Source organism: Streptomyces sp. NPDC059909 (assembly GCF_042730885.1).
Taxonomy (GTDB): domain Bacteria; phylum Actinomycetota; class Actinomycetes; order Streptomycetales; family Streptomycetaceae; genus Streptomyces.
Map to the genome: position 1 here is coordinate 48,563 of NZ_JBHWKX010000021.1, position 22,922 is coordinate 71,484.

General features: G+C 70.3%; 19 protein-coding genes. 6 read left to right on the forward strand and 13 right to left on the reverse strand.

Annotated features, from left to right (window positions below):
* Positions 1–96: 96 nt before the first annotated feature.
* Both ACFV9O_RS16715 and ACFV9O_RS16720 read right to left on the reverse strand, forming a co-directional pair.
* Entirely contained in the window at positions 97–642 is a 546-nt protein-coding gene (locus ACFV9O_RS16715; RefSeq protein ID WP_385418047.1) for an alkyl hydroperoxide reductase, read from the reverse strand.
* A gap of 2 nt (positions 643–644) precedes the next feature.
* The gene (locus ACFV9O_RS16720) at positions 645–1,199 is read right to left on the reverse strand and encodes a peroxiredoxin (protein ID WP_385418049.1); all 555 of its coding nucleotides are present in this window, start codon (positions 1,197–1,199) and stop codon (positions 645–647) included.
* A gap of 131 nt (positions 1,200–1,330) precedes the next feature.
* On the opposite strand from ACFV9O_RS16720, the gene ACFV9O_RS16725 reads away from it, so the two are divergent.
* A complete protein-coding gene (locus ACFV9O_RS16725) occupies positions 1,331–2,296 on the forward strand; it encodes a hydrogen peroxide-inducible genes activator (RefSeq protein ID WP_385418050.1) in 966 nt (321 codons plus the stop codon).
* An 86-nt stretch (positions 2,297–2,382) separates the two neighbouring features.
* Here the strand turns inward: ACFV9O_RS16725 and ACFV9O_RS16730 are convergent, their stop codons facing one another.
* On the reverse strand, positions 2,383–2,958 hold the full coding sequence (locus ACFV9O_RS16730) for an FtsX-like permease family protein (RefSeq protein WP_385418051.1): 576 nt from the start codon (positions 2,956–2,958) through the stop codon (positions 2,383–2,385).
* Between the two features lie 430 nt (positions 2,959–3,388).
* On the opposite strand from ACFV9O_RS16730, the gene ACFV9O_RS16735 reads away from it, so the two are divergent.
* Complete coding sequence (locus tag ACFV9O_RS16735; protein WP_385418054.1) at positions 3,389–5,680, forward strand: transglycosylase domain-containing protein; 2,292 nt, start codon at positions 3,389–3,391, stop codon at positions 5,678–5,680.
* A gap of 81 nt (positions 5,681–5,761) precedes the next feature.
* Here the strand turns inward: ACFV9O_RS16735 and ACFV9O_RS16740 are convergent, their stop codons facing one another.
* The 5 genes from ACFV9O_RS16740 to ACFV9O_RS16760 all read right to left on the reverse strand — a co-directional run bounded on the left by ACFV9O_RS16740 (position 5,762) and on the right by ACFV9O_RS16760 (position 13,592).
* Positions 5,762–7,204 (reverse strand): catalase, encoded by a 1,443-nt coding sequence (locus tag ACFV9O_RS16740; protein WP_385418057.1) that lies wholly within the window; start codon positions 7,202–7,204, stop codon positions 5,762–5,764.
* Positions 7,205–7,337: 133 nt separating this feature from the next.
* On the reverse strand, positions 7,338–9,332 hold the full coding sequence (locus ACFV9O_RS16745; RefSeq protein ID WP_385418060.1) for a SpoIIE family protein phosphatase: 1,995 nt from the start codon (positions 9,330–9,332) through the stop codon (positions 7,338–7,340).
* A gap of 435 nt (positions 9,333–9,767) precedes the next feature.
* Complete coding sequence (locus tag ACFV9O_RS16750) at positions 9,768–10,454, reverse strand: DUF402 domain-containing protein (RefSeq protein WP_385418062.1); 687 nt, start codon at positions 10,452–10,454, stop codon at positions 9,768–9,770.
* Between the two features lie 55 nt (positions 10,455–10,509).
* Entirely contained in the window at positions 10,510–12,021 is a 1,512-nt protein-coding gene (locus tag ACFV9O_RS16755; RefSeq protein WP_385418065.1) for a glycosyltransferase family 39 protein, read from the reverse strand.
* Positions 12,022–12,149: 128 nt separating this feature from the next.
* On the reverse strand, positions 12,150–13,592 hold the full coding sequence (locus ACFV9O_RS16760; RefSeq protein WP_385418068.1) for a class II fumarate hydratase: 1,443 nt from the start codon (positions 13,590–13,592) through the stop codon (positions 12,150–12,152).
* 103 nt (positions 13,593–13,695) lie between these two features.
* Here ACFV9O_RS16760 and ACFV9O_RS16765 point away from each other — a divergent pair, with 103 nt between their 5' ends.
* Positions 13,696–15,240 (forward strand): ricin-type beta-trefoil lectin domain protein, encoded by a 1,545-nt coding sequence (locus tag ACFV9O_RS16765; protein ID WP_385418069.1) that lies wholly within the window; start codon positions 13,696–13,698, stop codon positions 15,238–15,240.
* A 225-nt stretch (positions 15,241–15,465) separates the two neighbouring features.
* On the opposite strand, the gene ACFV9O_RS16770 is transcribed toward ACFV9O_RS16765, so the two are convergent.
* Complete coding sequence (locus tag ACFV9O_RS16770) at positions 15,466–17,133, reverse strand: fumarate hydratase (RefSeq protein ID WP_385418070.1); 1,668 nt, start codon at positions 17,131–17,133, stop codon at positions 15,466–15,468.
* Between the two features lie 195 nt (positions 17,134–17,328).
* On the opposite strand from ACFV9O_RS16770, the gene ACFV9O_RS16775 reads away from it, so the two are divergent.
* Both ACFV9O_RS16775 and ACFV9O_RS16780 read left to right on the forward strand, forming a co-directional pair.
* The gene (locus ACFV9O_RS16775; RefSeq protein WP_385418072.1) at positions 17,329–18,057 is read left to right on the forward strand and encodes a DUF1707 domain-containing protein; all 729 of its coding nucleotides are present in this window, start codon (positions 17,329–17,331) and stop codon (positions 18,055–18,057) included.
* 142 nt (positions 18,058–18,199) lie between these two features.
* Entirely contained in the window at positions 18,200–18,553 is a 354-nt protein-coding gene (locus tag ACFV9O_RS16780; RefSeq protein WP_385418075.1) for a WhiB family transcriptional regulator, read from the forward strand.
* 246 nt (positions 18,554–18,799) lie between these two features.
* On the opposite strand, the gene glpX is transcribed toward ACFV9O_RS16780, so the two are convergent.
* Complete coding sequence (glpX, locus tag ACFV9O_RS16785) at positions 18,800–19,831, reverse strand: class II fructose-bisphosphatase (RefSeq protein WP_385418078.1); 1,032 nt, start codon at positions 19,829–19,831, stop codon at positions 18,800–18,802.
* A 125-nt stretch (positions 19,832–19,956) separates the two neighbouring features.
* Here glpX and ACFV9O_RS16790 point away from each other — a divergent pair, with 125 nt between their 5' ends.
* Positions 19,957–20,487, forward strand: a complete 531-nt coding sequence (locus ACFV9O_RS16790; protein WP_385418080.1) for a DUF4245 domain-containing protein — start codon at positions 19,957–19,959, stop codon at positions 20,485–20,487.
* Positions 20,488–20,591: 104 nt separating this feature from the next.
* Here the strand turns inward: ACFV9O_RS16790 and ACFV9O_RS16795 are convergent, their stop codons facing one another.
* The 3 genes from ACFV9O_RS16795 to xseA all read right to left on the reverse strand — a co-directional run bounded on the left by ACFV9O_RS16795 (position 20,592) and on the right by xseA (position 22,883).
* Entirely contained in the window at positions 20,592–21,182 is a 591-nt protein-coding gene (locus ACFV9O_RS16795; protein ID WP_385418082.1) for a malonic semialdehyde reductase, read from the reverse strand.
* A gap of 188 nt (positions 21,183–21,370) precedes the next feature.
* Entirely contained in the window at positions 21,371–21,658 is a 288-nt protein-coding gene (locus ACFV9O_RS16800) for an exodeoxyribonuclease VII small subunit (protein ID WP_385418084.1), read from the reverse strand.
* Positions 21,659–21,668: 10 nt separating this feature from the next.
* Positions 21,669–22,883, reverse strand: coding sequence for an exodeoxyribonuclease VII large subunit (gene xseA, locus ACFV9O_RS16805; RefSeq protein WP_385418087.1), 1,215 nt, complete (start codon positions 22,881–22,883; stop codon positions 21,669–21,671).
* Positions 22,884–22,922: the final 39 nt, after the last annotated feature.

The following is a 22,922-nucleotide window of genomic DNA, read 5'->3' on the forward strand; positions in this document are numbered from 1 at the left end:
GGTACGACACGACGTACGACAAGGGCGCCCCCTCCCGGCTGTGTGCCGGGAAGGGGCGCCCTCGCTCGTACAGCTTGTACGTCAGCCGGTTGTACGTCAGCCGGCCAGAACGGCTTCCGCCTCCAGCGTCGTACCGACCGCCTGGATCACCGAGGCGACCTTGAAGGCCTCCTGGATGACGTCACGGTCGACGCCCGCCTTGCGCAGGACCTGCTCGTGCGAGTCCAGGCACTGACCGCAGCCGTTGATCGCGGAGACCGCGAGCGACCACAGCTCGAAGTCGGTCTTCTCGACGCCCGGGTTGCCGATGACGTTCATCCGCAGGCCGGCGCGCAGCGTCCCGTACTCGGGGTCCGACAGCAGGTGCCGGGTCCGGTAGAAGACGTTGTTCATCGCCATGATCGCGGCGGCGGACTTGGCGGCGGTGTACGCCTCGGGGGAGAGGATGGCCTTGGCCTCCGGCTCCAGCTCGCGCAGCACGATCGGCGAGCGCGAGGCGATCGCGCAGGCCAGGACCGTGCCCCACAGCTGCTGCTGCGTAAGGAGCCCTGTGTTTTCGGCGTTTCCGATCACCGAACCGAGGTTCAGCTTCAGGTCCTTGGCGTAGTCCGGCAGGGCGGACTTCAGCTCATCGAGGGCCATGCTCACTCACCGGCCAGCAGCTTGACCGGGTCGAGGGTGTTCTCGCCCTTGGTCCAGTTGCAGGGGCACAGCTCGTCGGTCTGCAGGGCGTCGAGGACCCGCAGGACCTCCTTGGGGTTACGGCCGACGGAGCCGGCGGTCACCATCGTGAACTGGATCTCGTTGTTCGGGTCCACGATGAAGACGGCGCGCTGCGCGAAGCCGTCCTCGCCCTCGATGCCGAGGTCGCGCATGAGCTCGTGCTTGGAGTCGGCCATCATCGGGAAGGGCAGGTCACGCAGGTCGGCGTGGTCCTTGCGCCAGGCGTGGTGGACAAACTCGGAGTCGCCGGAGAAGCCGAGGATCTGGGCGTCACGGTCGGCGAACTCGTCGTTCAGCTTGCCGAACGCGGCGATCTCGGTGGGGCAGACGAAGGTGAAGTCCTTGGGCCACGCGAAGACGACCTTCCACTTGCCCTCGTAGGACTTGTGGGTGATCTCCTCGAACTCCTTGCCGCTCTCCAGCGAGACGCAGGCGGTCAGCTCGAACGTGGGGAACTGGTCACCGACAGTGAGCACGCGCTCTCCTTGCAGATTGGAAGTACCCCTTGTGGGGGCTTCCGGGGGTTGGACGGACCTCCAGCCTGGCACAGAGTGCATTGATCACGGAAATAGCTAGACTTGGTCATCGTGATCGGAGGTGCTTATCAGTGGTGACGGTGACTACGGGAGTGAGTGCGGTGAACCGGGGCAAACAGCCCAGCCTGGCGCAGCTGCGCGCCTTCGCCGCCGTGGCCGAGCATCTGCACTTCCGGGACGCCGCGGCCGCTATCGGGATGAGCCAGCCCGCGCTGTCCGGGGCCGTGTCGGCGCTGGAGGAGGCACTGGGTGTCCAGCTGTTGGAGCGTACGACGCGCAAGGTGCTGCTGTCGCCCGCCGGGGAGCGGCTCGCGGTGCGCACGAAGGCCGTGCTCGACGCGGTGGGCGAGCTGCTGGAGGAGGCCGAGGCGGTACGGGCCCCCTTCACCGGGGTGCTGCGTCTGGGCGTGATCCCGACGGTGGCGCCGTATCTGCTGCCGACCGTGCTGCGGTTGGTGCACGAGCGCTACCCGGAGCTGGACCTCCAGGTGCACGAGGAGCAGACCTCGTCACTGCTCGAGGGGCTGTCCGGCGGGCGGCTCGACCTGCTGCTGCTCGCGGTGCCGCTCGGGGTGCCGGGGGTGACCGAACTGCCGCTCTTCGACGAGGACTTCGTCCTCGTCACGGCGGAGGAGCACTGGCTCGGCGGCCGCCACGACATTCCGCGCGAGGCGCTCAGGGAGCTCCCGCTGCTGCTGCTCGACGAGGGCCACTGCCTGCGTGACCAGGCCCTCGACATCTGCCGCGAGGCGGGCCGCACGGAGGGCGCCCCGGTCACCACGACCGCGGCCGGCCTCTCCACGCTGGTCCAGCTGGTGGCGGGCGGGCTCGGCGTGACGCTGCTGCCGCGCACGGCCGTCCAGGTCGAGACGGGCCGCAACGACCGCCTCGTGACCGGGTACTTCGCGGACCCGGCCCCCGCGCGGCGCGTCGCGCTGGTCATGCGGGCGGGCGCTGCGCGCGCGGACGAGTTCGAGGAGCTCGCGGCGGCGCTGCGGCGGGCGTTGGGGCACTTGCCGGTGCGGGTGGTGGGCTGACTCCCGAGTGTCGGTCCTCACTCGTCGGCCGGGCTCCCAAGGAGCCCGGCCGACGATGGGCCGCAGGCGCCCCCGCCCGTCCCCGCTCACTCCGTCCGAAGCCCCTCCGGGCGCATCAGGCGCCACAGCGGCGGCAGGCTGAGGAGGGTCACCAGGAGGACGACGCCCGCACCGACGCCGGCCATCGCGGCGACCGAGCCCCAGTCGACGGCCACCCGCGCCGCGACCATCTTCAGCAGCACCGCGCCGAGGGCCAGACCCACCGCGGTGGAAAGAGGCAGGCCGAGCGCGATCGGCACCGTGGTCTGCCAGAGGACCGACATGCTCAGCGTCGAGCGCCGCGTGCCGAAGGCGACCAGCGCCGACAGCAGCTCCTTGCGCTCGCGCAGCTGCTCCGGCTGGAGACGAGCAGGCCGATGGAACGGGGTCAGCATCGGGTCGGCCCGGAAGACCGCCGTACGGGCCCGCTCGATCGCCTCCGGCACGGACGGGTCGAGCTGGACGTAGATGCTTGCGTACTGGGACGTGTCCAGGCCCTTGGGGGCGGCCCCGGTCGTGGCGAGGATGCCGCTGCGCCGCAGGCCGGTGGGGTCGGGACGGCTCGCCACCTGCCGGGCGGTCGCCGGCAGCGTCCAGGCGACGGGCTCGTAGCAGGTATACATCGTGTGTATACCTGCGGCCCCTTCCCGAACCGGGGCGCTGCCCCGGACCGCGTGGAGAGTGCCCGGTACCGCCGTGTCGGCCCGCGAATCCGTCCTGAGACGCCGGACGCGCTCGGAATGGGCCGGCGCCGGGCGGTCCAAGCCCCCGCGCCCGACAGGGCGTTGGGGGAGCCCGGGGGGTGGAGCCCCGGGACGGGGTCCGGGGTGGAGCCCCGGTTCGCGAAGGGCGCGCGCGCCGCAGCGCCGCCGGTGCGAGGAGGTTCACACGGTCGAAAGGCGCACAACCCTCCGACCTCCTCACGCGTCGGTTCCATGTGAGAAAGGTGCTGATTCTCACGTCCGGAAAAGACCGGATCAGTTGCCCTTTGTCTGTAGTGCCGATGTTAGCTTTCTGAGCTGATCTGACGACGAAGAGCGGAGCGACGGGGCGATGGGCCGAGCGGAAGAGCGGCAGGCCCGGCAGCGCGGAGCGCGCCGGGCGAAACCTGGTGGGGGCGGCATACGCCGCTTCTTCACCTGGAGGAAGGTGCTGGGTACCTTCCTCGGCCTCTGCCTTGCCATGATGGCCGCGTTCATCGTGGTCTACATCCTGGTGCCGGTCCCCGAGGGGAACGCCCAGGCCCAGATGCAGAGCAACGTCTACAAGTACGGCAACGGCAAGATCCTCGCCCGTACCGGCAAGGTCAACCGTGAGATCGTCGGCCTGGAGAAGATCCCCCAGGACGTCCAGAAGACGTTCATCGCCGCCGAGAACAAGACCTTCTACCAGGACTCCGGCATCGACCTGAAGGGCACCGCCCGCGGTCTGCTCAACACCGTCACCGGCAAGGGCAAGCAGGGTGGTTCGACGATCACTCAGCAGTACGTCAAGAACTACTACCTGAACCAGGATCAGACGGTCAGCCGCAAGCTCCAGGAGCTGGTCATCTCGCTCAAGGTCGACCAGCAGAAGGACAAGAACGAGATCCTCGCCGGGTACATCAACACCAGCTACTACGGCCGCGGAGCGTACGGAATCCAGGCCGCGGCCCAGGCGTACTACCGCATCGACGCCCAGAAGCTGAACGTCGCCCAGGGTGCGTATCTCGCCGCGCTGCTCCAGGCCCCGAGCCAGTACGACTGGGCGGTCGCGTCCGACACCGGCAAGAAGCTGGTGACCGAGCGCTGGAACTACGTACTGAACAACATGGTCGAGGAGGGCTGGCTCGACGCCTCCGAGCGCGCCGGCCTGAAGTTCCCCGTCCCCAAGGCGCCCAAGGCCGCCCCCGGCATGGAGGGCCAGACCGGCTACCTCGTCGAGGCGGCCAACGAGGAGCTGGAACGCCAGGGTGTCAGCGAGAAGGACATCAAGGCCGGCGGCTGGACCATCACGCTCAACATCGACGAGAAGAAGCAGAAGGCGCTGACCAAGGCCGTCGAGGACCAGCTCGAGGCGAAGCTCGACCGCAAGGGCGACAAGCGCAACGTGACGGTCCAGGCCGGCGCGACCTCCGTCGACCCGAAGACCGGGCACGTCGTCGCCCTGTACGGCGGTGTCAGCGCGACCGAGCACTGGCTCTCCAACGCGACCCGGCGGGACTACCAGCCGGCCTCGACCTTCAAGCCCGTCGTGCTCGCCTCCGCCCTGGAGAACGGGTCCGTGACCCAGGACGGCCGGAAGATCGGCCTCAACACCGTCTACGACGGCACCAGCAAGCGGCCCGTCGAGGGCAGCGACGTCCCCTTCGCGCCGGAGAACGAGGACGACAGGAGCTACGGCCCGGTCACCGTCCAGAAGGCCACGAACAGCTCGATCAACTCGGTCTACGCCCAGATGATCGTGGACGTCGGCCCGGACAGGGTGAAGAAGACCGCGCTCGACCTGGGGATGAAGGACGGCAAGGGCTGGCCGGAGCAGCCCGCCATGTCGCTCGGCACGATGGGCGCCTCGCCCTGGGACATGGCCGGGGTGTACGCGACCCTCGACAACCACGGCAAGAAGACGACCCCGACGATCGTGAAGTCCGCTGCGCACCGGGACCGCACGGTCGAGATCCCCGACCCGATCGGGGGCCAGGCGATCAGCCGTGAGGCCGCCGACACCGTGACGGAGGCCATGACGGGCGTCGTCGAGAGCGGCTCCGGCACGAACGCGCTCGGCGACTACCACGCGGCGGGCAAGACCGGTACGTCGGAGAACAACCGCTCGGCCTGGTTCGTGGGCTACACCCCCGAACTCGTCACCGCGGTCGCCCTCTTCGGCGAGAAGCCCGACGGCACCGGCCAGGTCACGCTCACCGACGCGATCAACCCCGGCCGCGCCAACGGTGGTGGCGTCCCCGCCCAGATCTGGAAGCAGTACACGACGGGCGCCCTCGGAGGCGGCTCCGACACGGAGTTCGACCTGGAGATCTCCGAGCCCGTCCAGGAGCCGGAGGAGAGCCCGACCGACGAGCCGACGGAGACCGAGAAGCCGCACGGCCCGGACGACAAGCCGACGAAGACCAGGGAGCCGGACCGTCCGACCGGTACACCGGACAGCACCCCGACCGGCGACCCCACCGACCCGGGTGACTCGTCGGGGACCGACTCCGGCGGCACCGACAACGGCGGCACCACGGACGGGGGTACGACGGACGGTGGCACCACGGACGGCGGTACCTCCGACGGGGGCACGGACAGCGGTACGACGGACGGCACCACCGACGGGACGACGGCCGGCATCAAGCCGCCCAGGCGGTAAGCGGTAAATGGCTCGCGGTACAGCGGAAGGGCCCGGCGCATCAGTGCGCCGGGCCCTTCCGTCTCACGTCACGGCGACGCGTCAGCCTCCGTTGACGTCCTTCGCGATCCGGTCACCGATCTCCTTGTCGATGTTGCGCCAGTACTGCAGCGCGCGGTCCAGCACCGGTCGCGAGACGCCCGCCTTCAGATGACCGCTGACGTTCGACACCAGCCGGTCGCGGGCCGCGTCGTCGAGGACCTTGCGGACCATCGTGCCGGGCTGGCCCCAGTCGTCGTCCTCGGCGTGCAGCTTGTACGCCTCGCGGACCATCTCGCCGGCCGAGGCCCAGCCCGCGGGGTCGCCGAAGCGCTCCACGTCGGCCGCGGGGCCGCCGTACGAGTTCGGCGCGTACGGGCGTGCCGTGTTCGCCGGCTCGTACCGCATCGGGCCGTCCTTCGCGTACGAGCTCACCTGCGACCGCGCCCTGTTGGGCGGCAGCTGGTTGTAGTTCGGGCCGATCCGGTACCGGTGGGTGTCGGGGTACGAGAAGAGCCGGCCGAGCAGCATCTTGTCGGGAGACGGGCCGATGCCCGGCACCAGGTTCGACGGCTCGAAGGCGGCCTGCTCGATGTGGACGAAGTAGTTGTCCGGGTTCTTGTTCAGCGTCATCCGGCCGACCTCGATCAGCGGGTAGTCGCCGTGCGGCCACACCTTGGTCAGGTCGAACGGGTTGAAGCGGTAGTCCGGGGCGTCCTCGAACGGCATGACCTGGACGTTCACGGTCCAGGACGGGGCGTTGCCGCTCGCGATCGCGTCGAACAGATCGCGCCGGTGGACGTCGCCGTCCCGGCCCGCGAGGTCGTCGGCCTCGGCCTGGGTGAGGAAGTCGATGCCCTGGTCGGTCTTGACGTGGTACTTCACCCAGAACCGTTCGCCGCCGCCGTTCACCCACATATAGGTGTGCGAGCTGTAGCCGTTCATGTGGCGGTAGTTCTTGGGAACGCCCCGGTCGCCCATCAGCCAGGTCACCATGTGCGCCGACTCGGGCGAGAGGGTCCAGAAGTCCCACTGCATGTCGTTGTCGCGCAGCCCGTTGTCGGGGCGGCGCTTCTGCGAGCGGATGAAGTCCTGGAACTTCTGCGGGTCGCGTACGAAGAAGATCGGCGTGTTGTTGCCGACCAGGTCGTAATTGCCGTGCTCGGTGTAGAACTTGAGCGCGAAGCCACGCGGGTCCCGCCAGGTGTCCGGCGAACCCTGCTCACCCGCGACCGTCGAGAAGCGGGCCAGCATCTCGGTGCGCCTGCCCGGCTGGAAGAGGTCGGCCTTGGTGAACTGACTGACGTCGTTGGTGACTTCGAAGAAGCCGTACGCGCCCGCACCCTTCGCATGGACCACCCGCTCGGGGACCCGTTCACGGTTGAACTGGGCCATCTTCTCGATCAGGTAGTGGTCCTGGAGCAGGATCGGACCGTTGGACCCGATGGTGAGCGAATGCTCGTCGCTCTCCACCGGTATTCCGGAGTTGTTCGTCGTGTAGGTCACGAGAGCGTCCTCCCGTCGAGATGGGGGTTACGGGGTCGCTTCGTCCACCACAGCAGTCAACTCCGCCGATGAGAAGTCGGCAACATTTGGACTCGGTCCAATCCTGGGCCCCGTACGGCGTGTCCCGTACGCCTCAGTGTGTGGGCAGCTCGAACCACACCACCTTGCCGGTCGACAGCCGGGTCGCCCCCCACCGTCTGGCCAGCCGGTTCACCAGGAACAGCCCACGACCGCCCTCGTCCGTGTCCCGCGCCCGCCGCTGCCTGGGCAGCTGCGGAGAGTCGTCGCCGACCTCGCAGCGCAACACGTCCGTGCGCAGCAGCCGCAGCGTCACCGGCCGCTCCGCGTACCGCACGGCATTGGTGACCACCTCGCTGACCAGCAGCTCCACCGAATCGGAGAGCTCCTCCAGATCCCATCGGGCCAGCGCCCTGCGGGCCAGCCGCCGGGCCCGGCCGGGAGCCTGCTCCTCCGGCTCCAGGAACCAGTACGCGACGTCACTCGGCGCGATCCCGTCGAAGCGGGCCGCGAGCAGCGCGATGTCGTCGTCCCGGTCACCCGGGCCGAGCATGTCGAGCACGTCGTCGCAGAGCGCCTCCAGCGGCGGCGAGTGATCGGGGCCGGTGAGCTGCGCGGTCGCGGCGAGCCGCTCCCTCAGCTGCTCGATCCCGGTCCACACGTCCCGCAGCCGCGACTCGACGAGACCGTCGGTGTAGAGGAGCAGCGTCGCCCCGGCGGGCGCGTCCAGCTCGACGGCCTCGAAGTCCACCCCGCCGACCCCGATCGGAGCGCCCGGCGGGACCCGCAGCACCTCGGCCCGCCCGCCCAGGTGGAGCAGTATCGGCGGCGGATGGCCCGCGTTCGCGATGGTGATGCGGTGCGAGACCGGGTCGTACACGGCGTACATACAGGTCGCCATGCGGTCGGTGCCGAGGCGCTGGGCCTGCTCGTCGAGGTGGTGCAGCACCTCCTGCGGCGGCAGGTCGAGCCCGGCCAGGGTCTGGGCCGTCGTCCGCAGCTGGCCCATGATCGCGGCCGAGGTCATGGAGTGGCCCATGACGTCGCCGACGACCAGCGCCACCCGGCTGCCGGGCAGCGGGATCGCGTCGTACCAGTCACCGCCGACCCGCGCGGTCTCGGCCGCCGGCAGATAGCGGGACGCGAGCCGCACACCGGTCGGCTGCGGCAGGCCCTCGGGCAGCATCGTGCGCTGCAGCTCGTCCGCGATGTACGCCTCGCGGCCGTACAGCACGGCCTTGTCGATGCCCAGTGCGGTGTGGGTCGCCAGCTGGGCCGCCACCAGCAGATCGTTCGGCTCGAACGCCGGACGGTCGGGACGGCGCAGGAAGATCGCGGCGCCGATGACGCGCCGGCGGCCGCGCAGCGGGGCCAGGATGGCCCGGTGCCCGGTCGGTACGGTCTTCTCCACCCCGAGCAGCTCCGGCAGGGCCGCGCGGGCCGCGGCCGAGTCGCCGAAGACCGGCCGTACACCGCGCAGCACCTCGGCGAGCGCGCCGCCCGCCTGCACCTCGCACAGCTCCGCCGCGGGCAGGTCGGCCTGCGGGTTGAGCACCGGCACCTGCGGGGCGGCGAGGAACGTGCCGTCGGTGTCCTCGTCGGTCAGACGCAGCCGGTCGGTGCGGCGCAGACGCAGCACGAACGGCGCGACCGGCCGCTCGTCGCCGACCGGCAGCGGGTCGCGCAGATAGACGAGGATCGCGTCCGAGAAGGTCGGCACCGTGGCCCGGCACAGCCCGAGCACGATCTCGTCCAGATCTATGCCACGCGCGATACGTCTGGTCGCGGCCCCCACGAAACGCAGCCGGTCGCCCTCGCGCCGCGCGACCCCCGTGGGGTCCTGAGGTGTACCCGCCGCCGAGGCCTCCGCACCTGCCGCTGCCGCTGTCGCCGACCCGGCCGTCGGCGGCGCCGCCGGGACGGGGGGTACGGACGGGACGGGCGGCACGGGCGAGGCCTGGGACGAGGGGGGTGCGGGCGGCTGGGCGGGCACGCCGCCGGCCGCCGGCTTGGGGGCGTGCGCAGCCGCCTCCTGCCGGGGCCGGGTGCGTTCCTGCGGCCGGGCAGCAAGAGGCTGCCGGCCTTCGTGGGAGGTGGGATGCTCCGTCACGCGTGGGATTCCGTCCGTCCGGGCCGGTGATACGAGGCGAGGTCCTGTCTTCCGGATCGTGCCGGGCCGGTCCGGAGGGCCGGCCCTGGGGCCTGTCTTCCGGAACGTGCCAGGCTCGCCTCGGGTGCCGCTGTGCGCGTCCGGGAGCGGTGACGATCGCGGCTGCGCCGCGGGTCCCCGGACCTGTGTGCGGAGGATCCGCCCCTGGTCCGGGACGGCAGCGCCCCTGGACGGTCGATATAGCCCATACCCAATCCGGGCGTGGCGTCGACAAGTTGGGGGAGATCCGGGCGCACATCAAGCACGGTTTTCGTCCCCCTCGTGATGACTTGCGGTCAGTTCCGGTGCGGTGCTGAGTCGTTGAAGCGACGCGGCCTTGCGGAGGACGATCCTACGTTTGAACCCCGGGGGCGCATCAAGGGTCTCACGACGTCGTCATGCGGACGTGCGCGCCGCCGCGCCGGGCAGTGGCCGGTTCCAGTCGGCGGGCAGCTCGGGGACCGGCCAGCGCGGATCGGGCCGCCAGTCCTCCCAGCCGTCCGAGAACGGCGGCCCCCACGCCCGGATCACCTCGACCGCCGACTGCCCGGCCTGCCGCACCTGCCGGGCCAGCCGGGGGCCCATCAGCCCGGCCCGTTGCGCCTGCGCGAACTCGTCCTCGTCCAGCCAGCGCCAGCTGCGGTCCGGGCGCACCGCGATGTCGAGGAAGTGGTCCTCCGAGTCCACCCCGCCGGACCAGCGGGCGCGCGGCTCCTCGAGGTTCACGTACCAGTTCTTGAACCGCCAGCCCCGCTCCCAGAAAAGCCACACCGACCACGGCTCACCGGGCCGGGCCAGCTTCAGCACGCCCGTACCGAACCACCGTGACGTGACCGTGGTCCGCGGCGCGGTGTAGCGCGTCGCGAGCGGCTCCTGCTGCACGGGTGTACCGTCGGCCAGCACCGGCTTCACACACTCGGTCCCCGGCGCCATCCACACGGCCAGCAACTCGTCCGTGTCCTCGACGACGGTCACGGGCCGGCAGATGTGGACATCTCCGGAGGCGTTGCCGCGATAGCGCCAGAGGATGTGCTCCCCCGGCGCCCAGTGCCGTGACTCCGTGGGCGCTGCCGATCCTGTCATGCGCAGATCTTAGGCAAGGGCCCACCTGACCGCTGCGGTGCGGCTCACGTCCGGATCATCGGGGTTTGCGCACAAGGAGTTCGACCGTCACGCCGGTGTGCCGTTCCGCCCCGAAGGCGGTGTACTTCGCGCGGAGTGCCATGGCCTGGCCGAAGGGGAGCGCACGCAGCGGATCGGCATTTCCGTCCTCCGCCACCACCCAGATGCGGCGCTTGTCCGCCCCGAGGCACGTCGTCGGCTGCGGGCAGTCGACGGCGAACAGATCGTTGACCTCGACGGCTGTCCTGGCGACGAGCGCCTGGCGCAGCGTCAGATCGCGGGGGAGGTAGTAGTGGATACCGGTGCCGATCATCCAGGACTGGCCTCTGCCGTAGACGACCGTGTCTCCTGGACGGTGGTACTTCGCGATGGTCCGCGCGGCGGCCGGGTAGTCGACCCTGTGGGGCACGTCGTGCTCGTACTGCTCGCGCATCCTTGTCTGGTCAGGCACCACGAGCAACCCGAGCACGGTGACGGCGGCAGCTGTCGCGCCCCAGGACCGCGTTGTCGCGGCAAGGCCGGCACCGGCCAGTACCGACCAGGCCGGCAGGGTGAAAAGGGCGTACTGGTAGCGGAAGTAGGACACTTCCCCGTGGGAGGCCGCCCAGATCGTGAGGAGGGGCAGCACGGCCACCGCGATGCAGAGGACCAGGGCGTCGCGGCGCTCCTTGCGGACGGGCACGGCCAGTACGGCCAGCGCGATCAGGGCCCCGGCACACACGCCCGAGGCGAACACCTCCTGCGGGATCCGCAGGAGGCTCCAGCCGTCCGGCTCCTCGACCCAGAACAGCTGGCGGCCGTCATGGGACAGACCCAGGACGATGACCGGGCTCACGCAGGCCGTGCCGACGACGGCGGCCAGACCGAAGGACCAGAGCGCCCGGCGCTCGCGCCAGGCGTGCACCACCACGGCGACGGTGTGAGCCAGCACGATGCTCAGGGAGATGAGATGCAGAAGTCCCGCGCACGTCAGGCACAGGGCGTAGGCCCCCCAGCGCCACCAGCTGCGGGGCTTCTCCAGGGCCCGGAGCAGCAGCAGCGTCGCCAGGGCCGTGGCGAGCATCACCAGCGCATAGCCGCGGGTCTCCTGGCCGAACCGGCTGACAGCGGGAATCAGCGCGAACACGAGTCCGCCGCACAGCCCGGCGGGGGCGCCGAACAGCCGGCGCCCCGTCAGTGCCACCACGGCGGCCGCCACGGTCATGGCGAGCGCGGAGGGTGCACGCAGGGCGGTGGGCGAGTCCCCGAAGACCTCCATCCATGCGTGCATGAAGAGGTAGTAGGTGCCGTGGACCGCGTCCACATGCTGCAAGGTGACCAGGATCTGGCCGGTGCTCCGGCGAGCCACTTCCCATGTGGCCAGTTCGTCGGTGCCCAGCACCGGAGTGTTGATCTTGTACATCATCAGGGGGAGCGCGAGCAGCGCCGGCCACAGCCACAGCCCGGTCTGTCGTCTGACCGGCTGTTGCTGTGGCCCTGCGGGCTGAGCTTCGTCCGATCGCTGGGCCGGAGGAGAGAGAGTTGCCATGGCAACAGCCATAGCGGGGCCGGAGAGGTGCGTGGGGGGAGCCACGATCGACTTCCGCCGCTATTCGCCCGATCGGTCGTGTGTCGTGCGGTGAGCCGATCGTGTCCCGAGCCGGGCGGGCGGCCCTCCTAGGGCCGGGTCATCCGCAACACGTCCAGCGCCTCGTCCAGCTGTTCCAGCGTCAGGTCGCCCCGCTCCACGTACCCCGACTCCAGCACCACCTCACGGATCGTCTTCCGCTCGGCGAGCGACTTCTTGGCGACCTTCGCCGCCTCCTCGTAGCCGATGTACTTGTTCAGCGGGGTGACGACGGAGGGTGAGGACTCGGCGTACTCACGGGCCCGTTCGGCGTTGGCGGTCACGCCGTCCACCGTACGGTCCGCCAGCAGCCGGCCCGCATTGGCCAGGAGCCGGATGGATTCCAGCAGGTTCTTGGCCATGACCGGGAGCATGACGTTGAGTTCGAAGTTCCCCGCGGCTCCCGCGACGGCGACCGTCGTGTCGTTGCCCGTCACCTGCGCGGCCACCATCAGCACGGCCTCCGGGATCACCGGATTGACCTTGCCCGGCATGATCGACGAGCCGGGCTGCAGGTCGGGGAGGCTGATCTCGGCGAGCCCTGTACGCGGGCCGCTCGACATCCAGCGCAGATCGTTGGCGATCTTGGTCAGCGAGACGGCGATCGTACGGAGCTGTCCCGACGTCTCCACCAGCCCGTCCCGGGCCCCCTGCGCCTCGAAGTGGTCGCGCGCCTCGGTGAGCGGCAGTCCGGTCGCACGGGCGACCTCGGCGATGACGGCGGCGGAGAAGCCGGGAGGGGTGTTGATGCCCGTGCCCACGGCGGTGCCGCCGAGGGGGAGTTCGGCGAGGCGGGGGAGCGAGGCCTGGAGGCGCTCGATCCCGTACCGCACCTGTGCGGCGTAGCCGCCGAACTCCTGGCCGAGGGTGACCGGCGTCGCGTCCATCAGATGCGTACGCCCGGACTTGACGACGTCCGCGAACTCGGCCGCCTTGCGCTCCAGGGAGGCCGCGAGATGCTCCAGCGCCGGGATCAGGTCCCTCGTCACGGCCGCGGTCGCGGCGATGTGGATGGACGAGGGGAAGACGTCGTTGGACGACTGCGAGGCGTTGACGTGGTCGTTGGGGTGCACGGGCCGGCCGAGGCGCTCGCCGGCGAGGGTCGCCAGGACCTCGTTCGTGTTCATGTTGGACGACGTGCCCGAGCCGGTCTGGAAGACGTCGACCGGGAAGTGCTCGTCCCACCGGCCGTCGGCGACCTCGGCGGCCGCGTCCTGGATCGCCGCGGCGATGTCCTCGTCGAGCACGCCGAGCTCCGCGTTGACCTTGGCGGCGGCCGCTTTGATCCGGGCGAGGGCCTCGATATGGGCGCGTTCCAGCCGCATGCCCGAGATCGGGAAGTTCTCCACGGCCCGCTGGGTCTGAGCCCGCCATTTGGCGTGTTTGGGCACCCTCACCTCGCCCATGGAGTCGTGTTCGATCCGGTGGTCCTGTGCGTCCCGGTCGTCCCCGGAGCCCCGGTGGCCAGCTGTGGTGTCGCTTGTTTCGGACATCTCCAAACCTCCTGAAAAGGTGAGCACTTGTCTTGTTCTGCCTATTCCCAAGTGGTCTACCGGCCAGTAAATACCGTCGGTAACACCAAACCGGGGAGGCGCAATGAGGCGCACTGGACGAAGGCTTCGCCGAAGACTTCGCTGTACGGTCGCGGCCGCCGCGGCCCTTGCGGCGGCTCTCGGCACCATGGCAGCCACGACCCCCGAGCGCGCGCAGGACACGGCACGCTCGGCCGCAAACGCATCGTCGGTACCCCTTCCGCCCGAGCTGGAGACGATCCGGGCCGCCGAGGCGACCGCCCTCTACGGCGACCCGGCCGTGCGGCCGCTCGACCGGCGCAGGACCGCTCTGATCTCGCTCGGTGACAGCGAGATCTCCGGCGAGGGCGTGGGCACGTACGAACCCGGCACCGACGGCCCCGGCAACTGGTGCCACCGCTCTCCCGACGCCGCCATCCACCGCACGGGCATCGCGGCCGACGTGACGTACAACGTCTCCTGCTCGGGCGCGTACAGCGGCAACATCCGCATCGGCGGCTCGAAGCAGTACGCCGACGAGCTGGTCCAGAGCGACAGCCTGGCGATCAAGGCCCGCAACACCCGGATCACGATGGTGCTCCTGGTGGCGGGTGCCAACGACGACCTGCAGTTCGGTCCCGTGATGACCGACTGCGTCACCCGCTGGTTCCTGATCCAGGGCCCGTGCGAGTCGACGTACGCGGGCGGCTGGCAGGCCCGCGTCGACGGCCTCGTGCCCAAGGTCGAACAGACCGTGCGCGACCTCCGCACGGTCATGCGCGACGCCGGGTACGGGGACGGTGACTACAAGCTCGTCGTGATGGGGTACCCGAGCCCGATCGGCCCCGACTTCAGGGACAACCCGGGCTTCCCCGGCAAGCTGATCTGCGGCGGCACGGGGTACGACTCCGACACCGTGTGGGGCCGCAACACCGCCGTGCCGGCCTTCGAGCGGGGCATGCGGCGGGTGGCCAGGTCCACGGGCGCCGTCTACCTGGACAACTCGCGGCTGTTCCACGGCCACGAGGTCTGCATGGAGGACACCTGGGCGCGGGGGCTCCACATCGAGCTGTCCAACCCCTTCCCACCGGACTCCAATTCGGTCCGCCAGTCCTTCCACCCGAACGCGCGCGGACACGCCGCCTTCGCCTCCTGCCTGACCCAGCTCTACGACTCGGGCCTCGCCGAGGCGAGTTGCGCCGACCCGGCGTCCACGGGCAAGCCGGTGCTGTACCCGCTCGCCTGGGACGACGCGTACGGACCGCTGAGGAACGAGGCGACGGGGACCTGCCTCGACGTCGACGCGGCCGTGACGCGCAACGGGACCGGGGTGCTGGGCTGGGACTGCCACGGCGGACGGAACCAGGGCTGGTGGTACGACGCGGCCCGCAGGTCCGTGCACACCGAGCTCACCCAGGACCGCTGCCTGGACGTGCCCGGCGCCGACTACAAGGCGGGCGCGGCGCTCATCGTGTGGAACTGCTCGGGCGCCGCGAACCAGCAGTTCGTCCGGCAGGCCGGGACCGTCCGTCCGGCCGCCGCGACGGGGCTGTGCCTGACGCTGGCGGCCGCGAAGGACCGGGTGCGGCTGCAGCCCTGCGACGGCTCGGCGAAGCAGCGCTTCGCCTAGGGAGTTCGCGCGCCTGGACCGGCCTCGCCGCTGGGGAGCGGCGGGGCCCTTTGCGCGTGACCGGCACAGCCCTGGTGGCGGTGTCTCCGTCCTCGGACGCCGGACGGGCCGGGCAGGCGGCCGGTGCGGGCTCAATGCGAGCCGCTCGCGATCGCGGTGGTCGTCCTGCCACGCCCGCCAGGGCGCAGGGGCAGGGGGTTCGGGGGCGGAGCCCCCGGTCCGGGGTCAGGCCAGGCCCGGGCCCCGCACCGGGATGGTCGTGAACGTCGGCGCGGGCGCCGGGTCCTGGAAGAAGTCGTTGCCCTTGTCGTCCACGACGATGAACGCCGGGAAGTCCTCGACCTCGATCCTCCAGACCGCCTCCATGCCGAGCTCCTCGTACTCGACGACCTCGACCTTCTTGATGCAGTCCTGGGCGAGCCGTGCCGCCGGGCCGCCGATCGAGCCGAGGTAGAAGCCGCCGTGCGTGCCGCACGCGTCCGTGACCTGCTTGCTGCGGTTGCCCTTGGCCAGCATGACCTTGGAGCCGCCCGCGGCCTGGAACTGCTCGACGTACGAGTCCATGCGACCGGCCGTGGTCGGGCCGAAGGAGCCGGACGCGTAACCCTCGGGGGTCTTGGCCGGGCCGGCGTAGTACACCGGGTGGTCCTTCAGGTACTGCGGCATCTCCTCGCCCGCGTCCAGGCGCTCCTTGATCTTGGCGTGCGCGATGTCGCGGGCCACGACCAGCGGGCCGGTGAGCGAGAGCCGGGTCTTGACCGGGTACTTGGTCAGCTCGGCGAGGATGTCGTCCATCGGCTGGTTGAGGTCGATCTTGACGACGTCGCCGGCCTCGTCGAGGTGCTCGTCCGTCGTCTCCGGCAGGAAGCGCGCCGGGTCCGTTTCCAGCTGCTCCAGGAAGACGCCCTCGGCCGTGATCTTCGCGACCGCCTGGCGGTCGGCGGAGCAGGACACCGCGATGGCGACCGGGCAGGACGCGCCGTGCCGCGGCAGGCGCACCACACGCACGTCGTGGCAGAAGTACTTGCCGCCGAACTGGGCGCCGATGCCGATCTTCTGCGTCAGCTCGAAGACCTTCTCCTCGAGCTCCTTGTCGCGGAAGCCGTGGCCGAGGGCCGAGCCCTCCTCCGGCAGCTCGTCCAGGTAGTGCGCGGAGGCGTACTTCGCGGTCTTCAGCGCGTACTCCGCCGACGTACCGCCGACGACGATCGCCAGGTGGTACGGCGGGCAGGCGGCCGTGCCCAGCGAGCGGATCTTCTCCTCCAGGAACTTCATCATGGAGGCCTCGTTCAGGACGGCCTTGGTCTCCTGGTAGAGGAACGACTTGTTGGCGGAGCCGCCGCCCTTCGCCATGAAGAGGAACTTGTAGGCGCCGCCGTCGGTCGCGTACAGCTCGATCTGCGCGGGCAGGTTCGAGCCGGTGTTCTTCTCGTCCCACATCGTCAGTGGGGCCATCTGCGAGTAGCGCAGGTTCAGCCTGGTGTACGCGTCGTAGATGCCGTGCGAGAGGGCTTCCTCGTCGCCGCCCTCGGTGAGCACGTTCTGGCCGCGCTTGCCCATGACGATCGCCGTGCCGGTGTCCTGGCACATGGGGAGCACGCCGGCCGCCGCGATGTTCGCGTTCTTGAGCAGGTCAAGGGCGACGAACTTGTCGTTGGACGACGCCTCGGGGTCGTCGATGATCTTGCGCAGCTGGGCGAGGTGCGCCGGGCGGAGGTAGTGCTGGATGTCGTGGATCGCCTCTTCGGCGAGCTTGCGCAGCGCCTCCGGCTCGACCTTGAGGAACGTACGGCCGTCGGCCTCGAAGGTGGACACACCCTCGGAGGTCACCAGGCGGTAGGGCGTGGTGTCCTCTCCCAGCGGGAGCAGATCGGTGTACGCGAACTCTGGCATTACGGCCATTCCTCACTCGGCGGACTGCGGCGCGGCCTCCGTTGGCAACGCGTCCACCAGCGTAAGGCGCCCCGCGCCGTCCGGGCTTGTGAGGTAAGGCTCAGTTGCCGGGCCGCCGTTGTCCGGACCGGCGCTACCGGGCGCCGACGGCACCGCCACTAGTCGCGATCTATCGCGTTTCGCTAGGCTGGGGTCGTGGACCTCGAGAAGCATGATGCGGCGGCCTCCGGCCGCGGACCTCAGAAGCCGGTCGCTCCCGCCGAGCCCGCGGGCATCGCGGGCGCCGCGGACCCCGCGGGTGCGATCCGTGCCTCCGACGCCGACCGCGACCGGATCGCGGACATCCTCCGGGAGGCTCTGGCCGAGGGCCGGCTCGACGCCGAGGAGCACTCCGAGCGGATCGACGCGGTCTACCGCGCGAAGACCGTCGGCGAACTGGAGCCGATCGTGCGGGACTTGCCCTCCACCAGGCCGCCGCGCCCGGAACCCGCGGCGTACGCGTACGGGCCGGAGGTGCCCGACGGGCCGACGGAGAGCCTGGTCGCCATCTTCTCCAGCTCCACCCGCAAGGGCCGTTGGCGTGTGGGCGCCAGGACGAATGCCTTCGCCCTGTTCGGGAACGTCGAGATCGATCTGACCGAGGCCATGTTCGGCCAGCGGCTCACGGTCATCAACGCGACATCGATCTTCGGCAACGTCGAGGTGCGCGTGCCGGAGAACATCTCGCTGCGCGGCAGCGGCAGCGGGGTTTTCGGCAACTTCGAGGTGGTCACGCTGGAGGCCGCCGACCCGGAGGCCCCCGTCGTCGTGGTCAACGGGTACTCCGTTTTCGGCAATGTGGAGGCCAAGCCGAAGCGCGGCAAGCTCATCACCGATCTCCACGACCTCATGCGCAAGCACCTGCGCAAACATCTGGACCGGTGACGCCGTCAGTCGCGCAGGACTTTGATGCCTGGCGCCGTTCCGCTCCCCGGAACGCCGCGCCACTCAGTGCATAGGCGCGCGCACAGCGGGTAGGGCTTGCTGCATCGTCTCTCGCTCGCGAAGCCGTCGTCAGGAGTAGACCGTGCTGCAACTGCCGCATCAGCCCCTGCAGGTAGCCGCCGTTCCGACCCAGCGCACGTCTGCTCGGGAAGATCAGGACGGACCCTGGCACGCGGAGGCGGTGTGCCGCCGCGACGAAGCCGGACTGTTCTTCGCGCCGTCCAAGGAGCCAACGGCCGCGCGGCTCTCCCGCGAGGAGGCCGCCAAGCGCGTCTGTGCGCGCTGCCCGGTCATGGTCGAGTGCCGCGAGCACGCGCTGCTCCAGCCCGAGCCGTACGGGGTGTGGGGCGGGCTCACCGCGGCCGAGCGCCGCGTCGTCCTGGCCCGCCGCAGGCGGCGCGAGACGGAGCTGAAGAAGTCGGCATCGGCGGCCTGACCTCCTGACGTACGCCCCGCCGACCACGCGCCCACGGACGCGCCCTCGGCCTACGTACGGGAAAGGGGCGCCCCCACCGCACATGGGGGCGCCCTCTTCTGTTCGTGGCTCGGTTCGCCTCCGGGGCGCTTCAGCGGCTGTCGACGGTCGATCGTGCTCGGTCCCTCGTTCCTCGGGCCCTCCGCGCGTTCTCCCTGTCGACAGCCGCGCGCCCCTTCGGCTCACTCGCCCAAGCCGGGTCCGGCTCTACTTCGCGCGGTCGAAGTCGATGGCGCTGTACGCGCGCAGCTTCGACAGGCGGTGGGTGGAGTCGATCTGGCGGATCGTGCCCGACTTGGAGCGCATCACCAGGGACTGCGTCGTCGCCGTCTCGGCGCGGTAGCGCACGCCGCGCAGCAGCTCGCCGTCCGTGATGCCGGTCGCGACGAAGAACACGTTGTCGCCGCTGACCAGGTCGTTCGTGTACAGCACCCGGTCCAGGTCGTGGCCCGCGTCGATCGCGCGCTGCCGCTCCTCGGCGTCCTTCGGCCACAGCTTGCCCTGGATCGTGCCGCCGAGGCACCGGATCGCGCAGGCGGCGATGATGCCCTCCGGCGTACCGCCGATGCCCATCAGCATGTCGACGCCGGTGCCCTCGCGCACGGCCATGATCGCGCCCGCGACGTCACCGTCGGAGATGAACTTGATGCGCGCGCCGGTCTCGCGGATCTCCTTGACGATGCCCTCGTGGCGGGGCCGGTCCAGGATGACGACGGTGACGTCCTCGGGCGAGGAGTTCTTCGCCTTGGCCACGCGGCGGATGTTCACGGAGACCGGGGCGTTGATGTCGACGAAGTCGGCCGCCTCGGGGCCGGTGACCAGCTTGTCCATGTAGAAGACCGCGGACGGGTCGAACATGGTGCCGCGGTCCGCCGCGGCGAGGACCGCGATCGCGTTGGGCATGCCCTTGGCGGTGAGCGTCGTCCCGTCGATCGGGTCCACGGCGATGTCGCACTCCGCGCCGGTCCCGTCGCCGATGCGCTCACCGTTGAACAGCATCGGGGCTTCGTCCTTCTCGCCCTCGCCGATCACGACGACACCGTTCATCGACACGGTGTGCACGAGGGTCCGCATGGCCTTGACGGCGGCGCCGTCGGCGCCGTTCTTGTCGCCGCGTCCCACCCACCGCCCCGCAGCCATGGCGGCGGCCTCGGTGACCCGGACGAGCTCCAGGGCGAGGTTGCGGTCAGGGGCTTCGGGCGAGACTTCGAGCTGGGACGGCATGTTGTGCTCGGTCATCGGAGCGCACCTTTCTGTACGACGACGGCCGGAAAAAAGAGGGTGCTGTGACTCTATCGGTAGGTCGACAAAATGAGCAGAGGGGCCCACGTTTGAGCAAACATCCTTGATGCGACCATAGTGCGGTGGCAGGTATGCGAGGCAAGCAGACAGTACGCGGGATGATCCAGTCGTTGGCGGTGGTCCTGGGCGCCGCTTTCGTGGTCTATCTCTTCGTACCGCATGACGGCACGGGCGACCCGGTCAAGGCGAAGGACTACCGCGTCGAGCTGGTGACGGCACGGCGGGCGGCACCCTATGCGGTGGCCGCTCCCACCGGCCTGCCGGCGGACTGGAAGCCGACGTCGGCCCGGTACAACCGCGAGGACCACAACGCGTGGCACCTCGGCTTCCTCGACCCGGACGGGCAGTACGTCGCGGTCGAGCAGTCCACGGCTCCGGCCGGGAAGTACGTCCCGAAGGTCACCCAGCGGGCCGCGAGGACGGACCGGACCCAGCAGGTGGCCGGCGCGACGTGGGAGCGCTGGGAGGGCACGAAGTACGACGCGCTCGTACGGACCGGCGAGAACGGTTCGACGACGGTCGTCACCGGCACCGCGTCCTTCGAGCGGCTCGCGGAGATGGCGGCGGCGCTGGAGTCGAAGAAGGCGTCCTGACGTCCGAGACCTGGGACGAACGACGAGGCCGCCGCACCCCTCACGGGTGCGGCGGCCTCGTTCTGTTCCGTACGACGCTGTACGGGGTCCTTACGGGGCGTACGTCAGACGGTCTGGATGACGTCCTCGAACGCGAGGCGCGGCGAACGCGGGAACCAGGCGTCTTCGCCCGGCTTGCCGATGTTCACGACCATCAGCGGGGTGTGGTCGTCGTCCAGGAACTCCTTCTGGACGGCCGCGTGGTCCATGCCGTTCATCGGACCGGCGGCGAGGCCGGCGGCGCGAACGCCGATGATGAAGTAGGCGGCCTGCAGGGCGGCGTTCAGCGAGGCGGAGCCCTCACGGACCGGACGCTCGGAGAAGAACATGTCCTTGGCCTGCGGGAAGTGCGGGAACAGCTCCGGGAGCTCCTCGTGGAACTCGTTGTCCGCGGCGAGGATCGCGACCAGCGGGGCGGTCGCGGTCTTCGCCTGGTTGCCCTCGGCCAGGCAGTTCACCAGGCGCTCCCGGGCCTCGGCGGAGCGGACGAGGACGACACGCAGCGGCGACTGGTTGAAGGCGGTCGGACCGTACTTCACCAGGTCGTAGATCGCCTGCACCTGCTCATCGGTCACCGGCTCGTCGGTGAAGGTGTTGGCGGTACGGGCCTCACGGAAGAGGAGGTCCTGGGCTGCGGGGTCAAGAACGAGAGACATGCTGCGTACCTTCCGGATGAGCATTGGGGGATCAAGCTGTGGCCTCACCGTACGACGGGTTTAGGTGAAGCTTCAACTAAATCCGGCCCCTGGTGAGGCAAATCACTTAACTTTCAACAATGCAACGCTCAACTGAATCGGGGTATCGGTCTATGCCGCCCGCTGTCGTGCCGCCCGTCGCGGTGGCCTCAGAGGCGGGCCTGGTCGTCCTCGTCCTCGCCCTGGTCCCGGCCCTGCGCGCCCGCGTCCCCGTCCCGCCCCGCCAGCGCCGCGTCCAGCCGAGCCCGGGCCCCGTCCAGCCAGCGGCGGCACACCTTCGCCAGCTCCTCGCCGCGCTCCCACAGCGCGAGGGACTCCTCCAGCGTCGTGCCGCCCGCCTCCAGCCGGCGCACGACCTCGATCAGCTCGTCGCGCGCCTGCTCGTACCCGATCGGACCGATCGAGTTGGCCGAGCTCTCGTCCGTCTTCGCCGTCATGCGATCCACCCTATGTGCGAGGTCCGACAGTGACCGTGAACTCGCCTTCCGCGACCCTGGCCCGCAGCTCCTCGTCCGCCGCGACCTCGTCGGGGGCCCGCACGACCGAGCCGTCCGCGCGCTGCAGCACCGCGTAGCCCCGCTCCAGCGTCGCGGCCGGCGACAGCGCGACGACCCGCGCGCGGGTGTGGGCCAGCTCGGAGTCCGCACGGTCCAGCAGATGGCCGAGCACCCGCCGGCTCCGCGCGACGAGCGCGTCCGTCTCGTGCTCGCGCTCCTCCACCATCCGGTGCGGATGCTCCATCGAGCGCCGGGCCAGGGTGTGCGCGAGCCCGCGCTCCTCACGGTCGAGCAGCCCCCGTACCGTCCGCAGCGCCCGGTCCCGCAGCGCCTGCACCCGCTCCAGCTCCTCGCCGACGTCCGGGACGACCTTCTTCGCGGCGTCGGTCGGGGTCGACGCCCGCAGATCGGCGACCAGGTCGAGCAGCGGCGCGTCCGGTTCGTGTCCGATCGCGGACACCACGGGCGTACGGCAGTCCGCGACCGCGCGCACCAGCTGCTCGTCCGAGAACGGCAGCAGGTCCTCCACACTGCCCCCGCCGCGGGCGACGATGATCACGTCCACGTCCGGCAGCTCGTCGAGCTCCTTCACGGCCTGGACGACCTGGGACACGGCGCGCACGCCCTGCACCGCGACATTGCGCACCTCGAACCGGACGGCGGGCCAGCGCCGCCGCGCGTTCTCCAGCACGTCCCGCTCGGCCGCCGACGCCCGGCCGCAGACCAGGCCGATGAGCTGCGGGAGGAACGGCAGCGGCTTCTTGCGGTCGAGAGCGAAGAGTCCCTCCGCTGCCAGGGTCCGCTTCAGATGCTCCAGCCGCGCGAGCAGCTCGCCGATGCCGACCGGCCTTATCTCGACGGCGCGCAGCGACAGCTGCCCGCGCGGGGCGTACCACTCCGGCTTGGCGTGCACGACGACCCGCGCTCCCTCGGAGACGACGTCGGCGACCGCGTCGAACACCTGGCGGTAGCAGGTGACGCTCACGGAGATGTCGTACGACGGATCGCGCAGCGTCAGGAACACCACCCCGGCGCCCGGCCTGCGCGACAGCTGGGTGATCTGTCCCTCCACCCACACCGCCCCGAGGCGGTCGATCCAGCCCCCGATGAGCCGTGACACCTCGCCGACGGGCAGGGGAGCTTCGGCAGACGTAGTGAGACCCATGCACGCGAGCGTATCGGCACCCTCCGACAGGGCCAGGTC